Here is a 13579-nt window from a genome sequence, read left to right on the forward strand (position 1 = left end):
AAGAACAATATCTTCAAAGGGATAAGCGAACCATGACCAAGTTTTCGGCAATGCTTCTTGCCACTACCGCACTGCTCTGCGCTGCCCCTGCCTTTGCCCAGGACGCCGCGCCCGCGCCTGAGAGCGGATACGGCGGCGATATCGTCGTCACCGCCGAGCGCCGCGAAGGCACGCTGCAGAAGACGCCGATCTCGGTCACGGCAATGGACGCCACCGCGCTGAAAGACCTGCAGATCAACCGCACCGCCGACCTGCAGCGCTTCACCCCGAGCCTCAACGTGGCGCAGGGCACGGTCGATCCGACCACGCTGACCGTGTTCATGCGCGGCGCGGGGCAGAACGCGGGCACCTGGGTGGGCTACGAATCCGCCGTTGGCCTCTACATCGACGACCTCTATTTCGCGAGCCTCACCGGCGCCAACCTCGACCTTGCCGACCTTGAGCGCATCGAAGTGCTGCGCGGCCCGCAGGGCACGCTCTACGGCCGCAACACGCTGACCGGCGCGATCAAGTACGTGACCAAGAAGCCCGGCGACAAGCCCTTCGGCGACTTCGAGGCTGAATACGGCAGCTATGACATGAAGCGCCTGAAGGGCACCGTGTCGACCCCGCTGTCGGACAACTGGTCAGTCCTCGTCAGCGGCAATTATTATGAGCGCGACGGCTACTTCAACGCCCCGGCGCTGGGCAAGGACGACTACGGTTTCGCCAAGGAATACGGCGCCCGTGCAGCGCTGAAGTACATCGGCGCCGGTCCATTCGGCCTCTCCGCCTCGGCATTCTACTCGCGGGCGAAGAACGACGGCTCGATCGGTCTGGCCACCAATGCCACCACGCTCGCGCCCGCCGCATCGAACCCCTACACCTATCTCAGCCCGGTTGACGGTTACGGCGATGCCGAGACTTACGGCGGCGACCTGACGCTAAGCTATGACATCGGCGGCGCTACCTTGAAGTCGATCACCGGCGTGATCCACACCACCGAGGCGTTCCTGGCCGACACCAGCGCGGGCCGCCCGACCAACACTGTCGACGGCCCCTATGCCCTCGGTTTCGACCGCCTTGAATCCGAGGCCGCCCGCACCGAGATCACGCAGGAACTGCAGATCCTGGGCGACACCATGGACGACAAGCTGCACTACATCGGCGGCGTCTATTACTTCCGCGAAAAGGGCCATCAGGGCCGCACCGACTATCTGCTCGGCCTGTATGACCTGCTGCCGCAGATGGTGAGCATGAAGACGGAAAGCTACGCCGCCTATGGCCAGCTGACCTATGACTTCACGCCCAGCCTCTCGGTCGTGGCGGGCCTGCGTTACACGCATGAGGAAAAGTCGGTGCTGGGCCGTCAGCAGAACAACCTCACCACGGTCCTGGCCAACCGCACCTACGGCGCCATCGACGCGACCCGTACCGCCAAGGCCTGGACGCCCAAGTTCGGCATCAACTGGCAGGCCACCGACGATGTCCTCGTCTACGCCAGCGTTTCACGCGGGTTCCAGGCGGGCGGCTTCAACTACCTCGCGCTGGCCAACCCGACCAATTACGAGAACGGCTTCGATCCGCAGACCGTCTGGGCATACGAACTGGGCGTGAAGACCCAGTTCCTGAACCGCAAGGCGCGCCTGAACCTGGCCCTCTACCGCAACGACTTCTCGGACATCCAGACCAACGTCGTGATCGCCGGCTCGGCGCTGACCCAGAACGCGGGCACCGCGCGCGTGCAAGGCGTCGAGGGTGAATTCTCGTACACCCCGCTCAAGGGCTTCACCCTGTTCGCAACGGGCGCCTACGGCGACGACAAGTACATCAAGATCGACCCGGCCAGCTCTGCCGCCACGTCCGGCGCGCAACATCTGCCCAACGTGCCGCATTGGCAGGGCGCTGCCGGTTTCTCGGGCCGCTTCCCCTCCAGCCACGGCGACCTGCTGATGGGTGCGGACTATTCGTACCAGGGCGGCAAGTACCTGAGCGGCAACAATGCGCCGATCACGTACATGCCCTCATACGAACTGGTGAACGCGCATGTGGGCTGGGCGCCTCCCGGCATCGACAACCTGGAAGCGCGCTTCTCGGTGTCGAACTTGCTCAAGGAACGCTATTACGTCTACGGCAACGTCCTTGGCGCTTACGGCCTGCGCAGCCCCGGCGAACCGCGTACCTGGAAGATTTCGCTAAGCTATTCCTACTGAGGATCCGCATGAGCAAGTATCTGCTTCTTATCGACTTCATCTCCGATCTCGTCAGCCATGATCCCATGGCCGGCGAGATCGCCCGGCGCGGCGTCCTGGCCAACGCCGCCGCTGCACTGGAAAAGGCGCGCGCCGCCGGTGTGCCGGTGGGCCACGTCCGCGTCGCCTTCAGCGCGCCCGACCTGCCCGAGGCACCGGCCCGTTCGCCGCTGTTCGCCCAGTTCAAAGGGCTGGGCGTGCTGCAGCTGGGTTCGCCCGGCGTGGAGTTCGCGGCCGAAGTCGCACCGGCCGAGGGCGAGGCGATCATCCTCAAGCATCAGGTCAGCCCGTTCTGGAAGACCATGCTAGACGCGGAACTGGAAAAGCACGGCGTTACCGAACTGTATCTCGCAGGCGTGTCCACTACGCTGGCGATCAGCGCGGCGGTGCGCGAAGGCCATGACCGCGGCCTTGCGGTGACGGTGATCGCGGACGCCTGCGCCGCGCATTCGCTGGCTGCGCACGAAGCGGAACTGGAGGCTTTCGGCGTGCTGTGCGGCGTCCGCAACGCGGCACAGATCGACTTCACCGCCTGAACCCGGCGCGGTTGAAACGAAAAGGGCGCCGCAGCGATGCGGCGCCCTTTTCTGTGTCGGCGACAGTCCTTTGTATCACTCCTTCGCGGCCGCTCCGAACTGCGGCAGCGCCACGTCGCGCAGCGCAATGCTGGTGGTCTTAAGCTCGGTGAAGAAATCGGCGCTGCTGGTCGCCCCGTCGCGGCCGGTGCCGCTGTCCTTGAAACCGCCGAACGGCGCGCGCAGTTCGCGCATCATGGGGGTGTTGATCCAGATCGTCCCGGCGCGAATTTCGCGGCTGCACCGCATCGCGGCGCCCAGATCGGACGTCCAGGCATAGGCTACCAGCCCGAAGTCGGAGGCATTGGCGATCTCGATGGCCTGATCCAGCGTGTCGAAGATCAGGAAGCTGGCGAAAGGCCCGAAGATCTCGTCCTGGCAAACCCGGCTGGCATTGTCCTTCGCCAGCACCGCGATCGGCTCCATGTACCAGCCCTTGTCCAGCCCCTCGGGACGACCGCCGCCGCACAACACTTCGGCGCCGTCCGACGCCGCTACGTCGAGGTAGGACAGCACCCGGTCATGGTGCGCCTTGAAGGCCAGGGGCCCCATCTCGGTGGTGGGATCGACCGGGCTGCCGATGCGCATGGCCTTGGTGCGGCGCACGAATTCGGCAATGAAGCGGTCGGCGATGCGGCGGTCGACAAGTATGCGCGAGCTGCCCAGGCACTGCTGCCCGTTGCTGGCATAGATGCCCGCCAGAGTGCCGTCGAGCGCACGCTCGAAATCGGCGTCGGCGCAGACGATCGCGGCCGATTTTCCGCCCAGCTCCATGATCGAGGGCTTCAGTCGCCGGCCTGCCGCCGCCATGATGTGCCGCCCCGTGGCGGTGCCCCCGGTGAAGCCGACCATGTCGATTTCCGCATGGTCCACCAATGCCGCGCCGGTCACACCGCCGCGCCCGTTGACGACGTTGACGACGCCATCGGGCAGGCCCGCCTCGTGCATCAGTTCGACCATGCGAAGCACCGATTGCGGCGTATATTCCGAGGGTTTGAGCACGCAGGTATTGCCGAAGGCGATGCACGTCGCGATCCGCATGGATGACAGCGCCAGCGGCGCATTCCACGGCGAGATAAGCGCGGCCACGCCCTTTGGCTCGCGCGTCACATACGTCAGGTAGTCCGGGTTCTGGCTGTAGCTTTCCCCCGACAGCGTGCTGGCCACTTCGGCAAAGCTGCGGAAGTTGATCGCGGCGCGGCGCACCAGTCCTGCAAGGGTGCGGATCGGCAGGCCGGTGGTGCGGGCCTCAAGCTCGGCCAGCGGTTCGGCCTCGGCGATGAGGCGGTCGTGGATGGCGTAGAGGATGTCATTACGCTGGTCGGTGCCCATGCGCGACCAGCCCGAAAAGGCGCGCCGGGCCGAACGCACCGCGCGGTCGACGGCGGGCGCATCGGCTTCCTCCAGCTCGCACAGCGGCAATTCGGTGGCGGGGTCGATCACTTCGAGCCGGTGACCGTGCTGCGCGCGGTCGGGAGCGCCGTCGATCAGGCTGGTGGCGAGGGGGAGGTCCATGCGGTCCTTTCGGGGAAATGCTGGGAATTTGCTCTGGACACCAAGCACCACGCGCCGATCTTTTGCGCAACCATGCAACGGTGCGATTTCCGCGACGTGGAGGTCGCCGGGCGCAAGCTGGCGAGATGATTGCCATGCGGGCATTTGCATACAAGGACCAATTTCAGCGGGTGACACCATTTCGGTCGCTATCCCGCAGCAATGCTACCGCGCGACGAAGATTTGTACGGGGCGATTTTCACGGCCAGTTGACCTTCTTCAAATTTGTATACTAAAGGCGAGGTATGGAAATGGGCATCAAGCAACCGGGATTCGGCTGCATCGCTGCCACAGGCCTGCAGCATAAACGGGAGCCGGGACGGGCGATGAGTGATGCGCTGACACAGAACTACGCAGGCGCGTTCGGCGGCAAGGCAGGATTTGGCAAATCGCCTGCGCTGATCCTCATCGATTTCGTCGAAGCCTATTTCGCGCCCGAAAGCCCGCTCTATGCCGGCGTCGAGGATGCGCTGGACTCGGCCCTGCGCGTGCGCGCCGCAGCGCGCGCCGCCGGCGTGCCGGTGATCCTGACCAACGTCATTTACCACCCCGGTGGCATCGACGGCGGGCGCTTCTTCGAAAAGGTGCCTGCCCTTCGCGCGTTCGAGGCAGGCAGCGCCATGGGCGCGTGGCCCCGCGGCCTTGTCCCCCACGCGGACGAACTGGTGCTGACCAAGCAGTACCCCAGCGCCTTCTTTGGCACTTCGCTGGCTTCCACGCTGACCGCGCGCGGCATCGATCAGGTAATCCTCACCGGCCTGTCGACCAGTGGCTGCGTGCGCGCAAGCTGCGTCGATGCCGTCTCGCACGGTTTCCGCACCGCCGTCGTCGCCGAGGGATGCGGCGATCGCCACCCCGCACCGCATGAGGCGAACCTGTTCGACATGAACGCCAAATATGCCGACGTCGTCTCGGAAGAGGCGATCATCACGTATCTGTCCGCTCTGGAGCTGCCCGCATGATCGAAATCGTCGAAGTCGGCCCGCGCGACGGGCTGCAGAACGAGAAAGTCCTCGTCTCGCTGGAAGACAAGGCCGAGATGATCGCCCGCTCCATCGCCTACGGCGCGCGCCGGATCGAGGTCGGCAGCTTCGTGAACCCCAAGAAGGTGCCGCAGATGGCGGGCACCGACGAATTGGTTGCGATGCTGCCCCGCCGCGATGACGTGACCTACATCGGCCTCGTCATGAACCAGCGCGGGCTGGACCGCGCGCTGGAAGCCGGGATCGACGAGGCCGGCGCCGTCTGCGTGGCCACCGATACGTTCGCCATGCGCAACCAGGGCCAGACCAGCAACCAGTCGGTCATCGTCGCCTCCGATATCGTCCGCAATGCCATCGCGGCGGGCAGGGGCGGACAGGTGACCATCGGCGCGGCCTTCGGGTGCCCGTTCGAGGGCGAAGTCGCGCAGGCCCATGTCGTCGCCATGGCCCGCCAGCTGGCCGAGGCGAACCCCCGCGAGATCGCGCTGGCCGACACCATCGGCGTCGCCACTCCGGGGGAAGTCGATGCGCTGGTGCGCGCGGTGGTCGCTGCGGTCGGGCCGATCCCGGTACGTGTCCATTTCCACAACACCCGCAACACCGGCCTCGCCAATGCGTGGATCGCGGTGGCGGCGGGCGCCCGCGTGGTCGACGCCTCGCTCGGCGGGCTGGGCGGCTGCCCCTTCGCACCCAAGGCGACCGGCAACGTGCCGACCGAGGATGTGGTCTACATGTTCGAACGCTCAGGCCTGGCCACCGGGCTGGACCTCGACCGCGTGATCGAGGCGTCGCACTGGATGGAAGGCGTCATGGGCACCGCCCTTCGCGGCATGGTTTCGAACGCGGGCAACTTCCCGGCGGTAGCGCTGGGCAGGGACATCTGATTTTCACCGACGTGACTGGGTCAGGGGCAAAGCCCCGGCCCCTGTTCCCACTTTGCAGGAAGACATCAAATGACGAATGAAGGGGTGCTCGCCAACCAAGGGGCTTTGGCCGGAATCCGGGTCATCGAACTGGGCCAGCTTATCGCGGGGCCGTTCTGCGGGCAGTTGCTGGGCGACATGGGCGCGGAAGTCATCAAGGTGGAGCCGCCGCAGGTCGACGGCAAAGGTGGCGGCGATCCGATGCGCAACTGGGGCCACGGCGAGGCCAAGCTGTGGTGGGAAGTCGTCGCCCGCAACAAGAAGTCGGTCAGTGCCAACCTGCGCATCGCCGAAGGGCAGGAAATCGTGCGCAAGCTGGTCGCCCATGCCGACATCCTGATCGAGAACTTCAAGCCCGGTACGATGGAGAAATGGGGCCTTGGTCCCGATGCGCTTCACGCGATCAACCCGCGCCTCATCATCGTGCGTGTCTCGGGCTATGGCCAGACCGGGCCTTATTCCTCGCGCGCGGGCTTTGGCGGCATTGGCGAGGCCATGGGCGGCTGGCGCTACATCGTCGGCGATCCCGACCGCGCGCCTTCGCGCATGGGCGTTTCCATCGGGGACAGCCTTGCCGCGACTTACGGTTGCATGGGCGCGCTGGCCGCGCTCCACGCGCGGGAGCGTACCGGCAAGGGCCAGGTCGTCGACAGTGCGCTTTATGAAGCGGTACTGCAGGTGATGGAGAGCCTGGTGCCCGAATACATGGTGTCGAACCACGTGCGCCAGCGCACCGGCTCGATCCTCGAAGGTATTTCACCGTCCAACGTCTACCCCACCAGCGATGGCGAATACCTTATCGGCGCCAATCAGGACGCGGTGTTCAAGCGCCTGTGCGGTGCGATGGGCCGCCCCGACCTTGCCACCGACCCGCGCTATGCGACCCACGTTGCACGCGGCGAGAACTTGCGCGAACTCGACGATATCATCGCGGAGTGGACCCGCACGCTGACGGTCGAGGAACTGGAAGCGAAGATGATCGAATTTTCGGTTCCCGCCGGCAAGATCTACCGCGCGGCAGAGATGCTGGAAGACCCACACTTCGAGGCGCGCGATGCGCTGGTCGAGATGGAGCATCCGCGCTGGGGCACCTACAAGATGCAGAATGCCTTCCCCAAGCTGTCCGACACGCCCAGTTCGGTGCGCCGCCGCGCGCCGCTGGAGGTCGGGCAGGATAACGCCCAGGTCTACGGCGAACTACTTGGTCTTTCCGCGGAAGACATGGCAGGATTGCAGGCGCGTCAGGCGATCTGACCGACAGGCCGCGTCCCCGCCGGGGCGCGGCCCGTCAGCCTGCCGGCTCAGGCTTGAGGCGCGCGTGCAGGGCGCGGCGGATATGCGCGATCATCAGCGCTTCCGCCCAGTCCGGGTCGCCCTGCGCCAGCGCGGCCGTGATCTCGGTGTGCTCGCTATAGCTGCGGCCCAGCTGTTCGCGGCTGTAGGCCATGGCCGTCTGCTGGACCACCGGCTGCATCACGAGGCGGCCGAGCAGCGCCGCCAGCCGGTCCGACGCGGCGATCTCCAGGATCAGCGAGTGAAATTCGGCATTTGCGGCAAGGTATGCCTGCACGTCGAGCGTGGGCGCGTCGAGTACGTCGCGCAGGTTCTCGTTGATGGTGCGCAGGCGCGCGATCTGCGCCTTGCCGGCACGGCTGGCGGCGCGGCGCACGGCGTAGCCTTCCAGCATGCCGCGAAGCGTGAAGACTTCCTCGATGTCCTCCAGCGTCCATTCCGCGACGAAGGAACGCTGGCTGTCGGTGCGGCGCACGAACAGTTCGGTCTCCAACCGGCGGATGGCATCGCGCACCGGGGTACGCGACACGCCGCAGATGGCGGCAAGTTCCTCTTCCTTGAGCTGCGTACCGGGCGCGAGTTCACCCGAAAGAATACGCGCGCGCAGTTCGAGATAGGCCTGATCGCTGGCTTTCGACAAATATGCCTCCCCGGCGATGTGACGAAGCTGCGCAGTATACAAAATCAAGCGCCTTCGCGAGAGCTATGCGTGGTCGATAAAAAGTTTTTTACGCGACGCGGGAAAATTCGAGCGTGGCTGCTTTGAAGATTTTCACCCATGAGCTGCCAAATCAGCGACATTCCGGTCGCGCCACCGTGCAGACGTTGAAGAACTTTGCCTTGTCGGACCGTGTTGAATACAAAGCCGGGACTCAGCGGTTTCAGCAAGCAAACAGGCACAGACAATGGCGGATTTCGACTGGCATGGCGGCGTCATTGAACCGACTACTCCGGTGGATCGAAATTACCGTAACACGCAGAATGTCCGAAGATTTTTCGTTAGCGCCTGCGGGGCCTCCTTTACCTTCGACCGCGCCTTTATGGCATTTCTTAAAGATGGAAAGGCGAAGACCATGGGGGATGCGGCGATGGAATGGACCAGCCGTCGATCTTCACAGGGATAGGCTAAAAGGGAAAAGCGTCCGTTCCCACCAAAGTTCCGCCATTCCAGCGACAAGCAGGGCGTCCTGAAAGCGGCCAGACATTCAGGACGAATCTGGTCCCCACGACGGCACTCGATCAGGTTGCCGGAGCGTCCTGCCATGTGCCGCCCAGAGCGCGGAACAGGTCGACCTGGGCGAAGGCCACGTCGCGGGTTGCGGCGGCGGAATCCGCTTCGGCCTGCGCCAGGGTGCGCTGGGCGTCCAGCACGGCGAGGGAATCGATCTCGCCCCGGCTCTGACGGGCCAGGCCGACATTCGCGGCGCGGCTTGCCGCATCGCGTGAGGCGGCGAGGCGCTCCTTGCGCAGCAGCGCGTTGCGGTAGGCAGAAAGCGCGGTTTCCGTTTCCCCCAGCGCGCGCAGGACAGCGCCGTCGAACGTGGCGAGGTCCGCCTTGGCATCTGCCCTGGCGCCGCCGATACGGGCGCGGATCACTTCCTGATTGGGGAAGGCCCATGATATCATCGGGCCGAGCAGCCAGCGCAGAGGGCCGCCGCCGAACACTTCGGTGGCGCCCACAGCCGTGGTGCCCACCGAGCCGCCCAAAGTGATGCGCGGATAGAGGTCTGCCGTGGCTACGCCGATGCGTGCGGTGTCGGCGGCCAGGCGGCGCTCCGCGGCCTTTACGTCAGGGCGGCGTGCCAGCAGTGTTGCGCCGTCGCCGACCGGTATGGGCTGGCCGACATCGGGCGTGGTGGTGCGGGAAAGCACTGCGTCGGGCAGGTCCTGCGGAGTGCGGCCGGTGAGGACCGCGATGCGGAACAGGGCCGCATCGCGCCGCGCCTCCAGCGCCGGGATCGTGGCAGCCTGAGCCTCGCGCAGCTGGATGGTGCGGATCACGTCGAGCTTCTGGTTGAGGCCGCGCTCGAAGCGGGCGTTGGTGATGCGCTCCGACCGGGCGAGCAGGTCCACCGTGCGCTCGGCGACGTCGATCTGTTCGCCCGCGCTGGTGGCATCGACATAAGCGCGCACGGTATCCGCCACCACGGTTACCCGCACGGCGTCGGCATCCTCCTGCGCAGCGCCGAGATCGGCGCGCGAGGCTTCGATGCCGCGCTTTACCCGGCCGAACAGGTCCAGCTCGTAGCCGACCGATAGACCGCCATCGACGCGGCGACCTTCGCGGTCGTAGCCGGGCAGGACCTGGCTTTCCGAGGCGCGGCCATAGGTGCCGGTGGCGTCGATGGTGGTCTGCGGCAGCGCGTCCGATCGCGACCCGCGCAAGGAAGCGCGGGCGCGCTCGATCCGGGCCAGCGCGATGCGCAGGTCGGTGTTGGCGCGTAGCGCATCGGTGACGAGGCCGTCGAGCACGGTGTCGTTGTAGAGGTGCCACCACTGCCCCACGGGCGCGCCGGTGGTCACTTCGGCGGACTGCACACCTACGAACGGTGCCTCGGCCGAGGGCGGCGGCGTGGGCGCGACATGGTCGGGGCCGACCGCGCAGGCGGAGAGGGCGGTGGCGGCCAGCAGGGCCGCTATGGTCTTCGTAATCATCGAAGATATCCTGTCATTCGCCGCGACTGGCGGCGGTGTGAATTCTGCGGTCTTGGGCGAGTCCAGGGCGGGCGGCGCGCCTACCCTGGACTGCCAAGGATCATTCCGCCGGTTGCAGTGCGTGGCTGGCGTGATGGTTCGGGCCGCGTCGGCCGCCGAGCCTTTCGGCAAGATTGCGGCACACGACGTAGAATGTCGGCGTGAACAGAAGGCCGAACCCGGTGACGCCGGCCATGCCGAAGAACACCGCGGTGCCCAGCGCCTGGCGCAGTTCGGAACCGGCACCCTGCGCGATGACCAGCGGCACGGCGCCCAGGATGAACGCGAAGCTGGTCATCAGGATCGGGCGCAGACGGGTCCGGGCGGCGTATATGGCGGCCTCGACCGGAGACATGCCGCGTTCGTCCTCGGCCTGCTTGGCGAATTCGACCACGAGGATCGCGTTCTTCGCCGACAGCGCGATCAGCACGACGAGGCCGATCTGGGTGAGGATATTGTTGTCCATGCCCCTGAAGTTGACCCCCAGCATCGCGGCGAGAAGGCACATCGGCACGATCAGGATGATCGCCAGCGGCAAGGTCAGGCTTTCATACTGCGCGGCAAGGACCAGGAACACGAACAGGACCGCCATGCCGAAGACGACGCCTGCCGTATTGCCGGCGGTGGACTGCTGGTAGGCGATGCCTGTCCATTCATGGCCGTAGCCTGCGGGCAGGGTCTCGTCGGCGATCTTTTCCATCGTCGATAGCGCCTGTCCGGTCGAGTATCCGGGGGCGACGTTGCCGTCGACCTCGATGGCGGGGTGCAGGTTGTAGCGCACGACGCGGTATGGGCCGGTCTTGTCCTCGAAATTGGCGACCGAACCGATGGGAACCATGGCGCCGGAATTCGAGCGGGTCTTGAGGTTGGCGATATCGGCGACCGAGCCGCGATGGGCCTGGTCGGCCTGCGCGGTGACGCGGTAAGTGCGGCCCAGCAGGTTGAAGTCGTTCACGAAAGCCGATCCGAGGTAGACCTGAAGCGCCTCGAATACACGCTCGGGAGGAACGCCCAGAAGATCGGCCTTGCGGCGGTCGACGTCGGCGAAGACGCGCGGGGTGTTCTGGTCGAACAGGGTGTAGATCTGATGCAGGCCCTTGGTCTGGTTGGCCTTGGCGATCAGCGGGCCAGTGGCCTTGGCAAGATCGCCGTAACCGCGTCCTTCATTGTCCTCGACGATCATGCGGTAACCGCCGGCGGGGACGATGCCGTTGATGGTGGGCGGCGGGATCAACAGGACCTGCGCCTTGTCGTAGCCCTTCATGGCTTCCTGTGCCTGCTGCATGATCTGGTCGTAAGTGACGCCCAGTTCCTTGCGCTCCTCGAAGGACTTGAACGGAAAGTAGATCGCGGCGGCATCGGGGGCGGCGGTGCGCGAAGGCCCGTGGAAGCCGGCGAACATCACCGCGCCGCGAATGCCCTTGATCGGCAGCAGCCGCTTGGCGATGTCCTGCGTCACCTGATCCGTGCGCTCGAGCGAGGAACCGGAGGGCAGGAACGCGGCGGCGAGGAAGTAGCCCTGGTCCTGCTGCGGAACGAAACCGGTCGGCGTCGCCCAGAACAGGCCCACGGTAGCGGCGATGAGGGCGCCGTAGACGGCCATCATGCGCGCGGGCAGAACCACGAGACGGGCGGTGAGGCGGGCATAGCTGTCGCTCATCCGCTCGAAGCCGTGGTTGAAGCGGTCGCCCGCCGATTGCAGGGCCCGGCGCCAGCGCGGCGCATCCTCGCCAAGCCGCTCCTTGTGGCGCAGCAGGATCGCCGCCAGCGCCGGGGAAAGGGTGAGCGAGATGATCAGCGACAGCACCGTTGCGGTCGAGATGGTGACGGCGAACTGCTTGTAGAATTGGCCGGAAATGCCGTCGATGAACAGCGTCGGCACGAAGACCGCGCAGAGCACCAGGACGATGGCGACAAGCGCGCCGGATACCTCGTCCATCGAACGGCGCGAGGCTTCGAGCGGGGTTAGTCCTTCCTCGATGTAGCGTTCCACGTTCTCGACCACGACGATCGCGTCGTCGACGACGATGCCGATGGCGAGCACGAGCCCGAACAGCGAGAGGTTGTTGAGCGAATAGCCCACGGCTGCCAGCATCACCGCCGTGCCGACCAGCGAGACCGGAATGGCGATGATCGGGATGATCGCCGCGCGCCAGTTCTGCAGGAACACCAGGATGACGAGGACGACGAGGATCACCGCCTCGAACAGGGTGTGATAGACCGCATCGATCGACTGGCCGATGAATTCGGTGGGGTTGTAGATCACCGAATATTCAAGGCCCTTGGGGAACTTTGCGGCAAGGGTATCCATCTCGGCGCGCACGGCCTGCGCGGATTCGAGCGCGTTGGAGCCGGGGCGCTGTAGCACCGCCATGACGATGGTGGGCTTGCCCGAAAGATAGGTGTTGGTGTTGTAGTCCTGCGCGCCCAGCTCGACGCGGGCGACATCGCGCACGCGCACCTGATGGCCATCGGGATCGGTGCGGATGACGATGTCGGCGAACTGTTTCGGGTCGGCAAGGCGCCCCTGAAGTTCAACGCCGACCTGGTAGGCATTACCCTTGTCGAACGGCGGGGCACCGATGGAGCCTGCCGAAACCTGCACGTTCTGGGCCTTGAGCGCGGCGACGATCTCGCCGGCGGTCAGGTCCATTTCGGCGGCGCGGCCGGGGTCGATCCAGATACGCATTCCATAGTCGCGCGCGCCGAACAGCTGCACGTCGCCCACGCCCTCCACGCGCGCCAGCCGGTCCTTGACCTGGGTGAGCGCGTAGTTCGAAAGGTAGTCGCGGTCATAAGTGCCGTCGGGCGACTGGAGGTTGACCACCATCAGGAAGTCGGGCGAGGACTTGCGGGTGACCACGCCCAGGCGCTGCACTTCTTCGGGCAGGCGCGGCGTGGCGACGGCCACGCGGTTCTGCACGAGCACCTGCGCGGCGTCGAGGTCGGTGCCGATCTTGAAGGTGACGGTGATCGTCACCTTGCCGTCGCCGGTGGACTGCGAGTCGACATAAAGCATGTCGTCGACGCCGTTGATCTCCTGCTCGATGGGAGCAGCGACAGTGTCCGCAACGGTTTCGGCTGAGGCGCCGGGGTATTGGGCGGTCACCGTCACGGTGGGCGGGACGATGTCGGGATACTGGCTGACCGGCAGGCCGACGAACGCCAGCGCGCCGATCACGGTGATGATCACCGCGATGACGCCCGCGAAGATCGGGCGGTCGATGAAGAAACGGGAAAGTCGCATTTTGGGTGGCCCTTCTGGGCGCGCGTCGGGGCGGGCATGCAGCGGGGCTGCAGGCGAGGCATTCCGGCGCGCCGGTGGC

The 13579-nt window shown here is 65.7% G+C and carries 10 protein-coding genes; 6 read left to right on the top strand and 4 right to left on the bottom strand.

The genetic code is table 11. The features are described from left to right. Positions 1-32: 32 nt before the first annotated feature. Complete coding sequence (locus V474_RS08235) at positions 33-2192, top strand: TonB-dependent receptor (protein ID WP_059151042.1); 2160 nt, start codon at positions 33-35, stop codon at positions 2190-2192. 8 nt (positions 2193-2200) lie between these two features. Continuing rightward, positions 2201-2767 (top strand): cysteine hydrolase family protein, encoded by a 567-nt coding sequence (locus V474_RS08240; protein ID WP_059151043.1) that lies wholly within the window; start codon positions 2201-2203, stop codon positions 2765-2767. 75 nt (positions 2768-2842) lie between these two features. Here V474_RS08240 and V474_RS08245 read toward each other — a convergent pair whose 3' ends face one another. Then, on the bottom strand, positions 2843-4321 hold the full coding sequence (locus V474_RS08245; protein WP_059151044.1) for an aldehyde dehydrogenase: 1479 nt from the start codon (positions 4319-4321) through the stop codon (positions 2843-2845). Between the two features lie 365 nt (positions 4322-4686). Between V474_RS08245 and V474_RS08250 the strand changes: the two genes are divergently transcribed. The 3 genes from V474_RS08250 (at position 4687) to V474_RS08260 (ending at position 7520) form a co-directional block, all read left to right on the top strand. Next, on the top strand, positions 4687-5322 hold the full coding sequence (locus V474_RS08250; RefSeq protein ID WP_059151461.1) for an isochorismatase family protein: 636 nt from the start codon (positions 4687-4689) through the stop codon (positions 5320-5322). Continuing rightward, on the top strand, positions 5319-6227 hold the full coding sequence (locus V474_RS08255) for a hydroxymethylglutaryl-CoA lyase (protein ID WP_059151045.1): 909 nt from the start codon (positions 5319-5321) through the stop codon (positions 6225-6227). Before V474_RS08250 ends, V474_RS08255 begins: the two co-directional genes overlap by 4 nt. Positions 6228-6296: 69 nt before the next feature. Continuing rightward, positions 6297-7520, top strand: coding sequence for a CaiB/BaiF CoA transferase family protein (locus V474_RS08260; protein ID WP_059151046.1), 1224 nt, complete (start codon positions 6297-6299; stop codon positions 7518-7520). 34 nt (positions 7521-7554) lie between these two features. Here the strand turns inward: V474_RS08260 and V474_RS08265 are convergent, their stop codons facing one another. After that, positions 7555-8199 (bottom strand): GntR family transcriptional regulator, encoded by a 645-nt coding sequence (locus V474_RS08265; RefSeq protein ID WP_059151462.1) that lies wholly within the window; start codon positions 8197-8199, stop codon positions 7555-7557. A gap of 265 nt (positions 8200-8464) precedes the next feature. On the opposite strand from V474_RS08265, the gene V474_RS24875 reads away from it, so the two are divergent. Further along, positions 8465-8683 carry a DUF6434 domain-containing protein gene (locus V474_RS24875; protein WP_082699666.1) on the top strand — a complete coding sequence of 73 codons (219 nt, stop codon included), beginning with the start codon at positions 8465-8467 and terminating at the stop codon, positions 8681-8683. Positions 8684-8798: 115 nt separating this feature from the next. On the opposite strand, the gene V474_RS08270 is transcribed toward V474_RS24875, so the two are convergent. Next, a complete protein-coding gene (locus V474_RS08270; RefSeq protein ID WP_059151047.1) occupies positions 8799-10214 on the bottom strand; it encodes an efflux transporter outer membrane subunit in 1416 nt (471 codons plus the stop codon). A gap of 100 nt (positions 10215-10314) precedes the next feature. Further along, a complete protein-coding gene (locus tag V474_RS08275) occupies positions 10315-13500 on the bottom strand; it encodes an efflux RND transporter permease subunit (RefSeq protein WP_059151048.1) in 3186 nt (1061 codons plus the stop codon). Positions 13501-13579 lie beyond the last annotated feature (79 nt).

The organism is Novosphingobium barchaimii LL02, assembly GCF_001046635.1.
Taxonomy (GTDB): Bacteria; Pseudomonadota; Alphaproteobacteria; order Sphingomonadales; family Sphingomonadaceae; genus Novosphingobium; species Novosphingobium barchaimii.

Excerpts from the sequence above, each read along its gene's own strand:
- V474_RS08235 (WP_059151042.1), top strand. The coding sequence starts at position 33 with ATGACCAAGTTTTCGGCAATGCTTCTTGCCACTACCGCACTGCTCTGC.
- V474_RS08270 (WP_059151047.1), bottom strand. The coding sequence starts at position 10,214 with ATGATTACGAAGACCATAGCGGCCCTGCTGGCCGCCACCGCCCTCTCC.
- V474_RS08245 (WP_059151044.1), bottom strand. The coding sequence starts at position 4,321 with ATGGACCTCCCCCTCGCCACCAGCCTGATCGACGGCGCTCCCGACCGC.
- V474_RS08255 (WP_059151045.1), top strand. The coding sequence starts at position 5,319 with ATGATCGAAATCGTCGAAGTCGGCCCGCGCGACGGGCTGCAGAACGAG.
- V474_RS08250 (WP_059151461.1), top strand. The coding sequence starts at position 4,687 with ATGAGTGATGCGCTGACACAGAACTACGCAGGCGCGTTCGGCGGCAAG.
- V474_RS08240 (WP_059151043.1), top strand. The coding sequence starts at position 2,201 with ATGAGCAAGTATCTGCTTCTTATCGACTTCATCTCCGATCTCGTCAGC.
- V474_RS24875 (WP_082699666.1), top strand. The coding sequence starts at position 8,465 with ATGGCGGATTTCGACTGGCATGGCGGCGTCATTGAACCGACTACTCCG.
- V474_RS08275 (WP_059151048.1), bottom strand. The coding sequence starts at position 13,500 with ATGCGACTTTCCCGTTTCTTCATCGACCGCCCGATCTTCGCGGGCGTC.
- V474_RS08260 (WP_059151046.1), top strand. The coding sequence starts at position 6,297 with ATGACGAATGAAGGGGTGCTCGCCAACCAAGGGGCTTTGGCCGGAATC.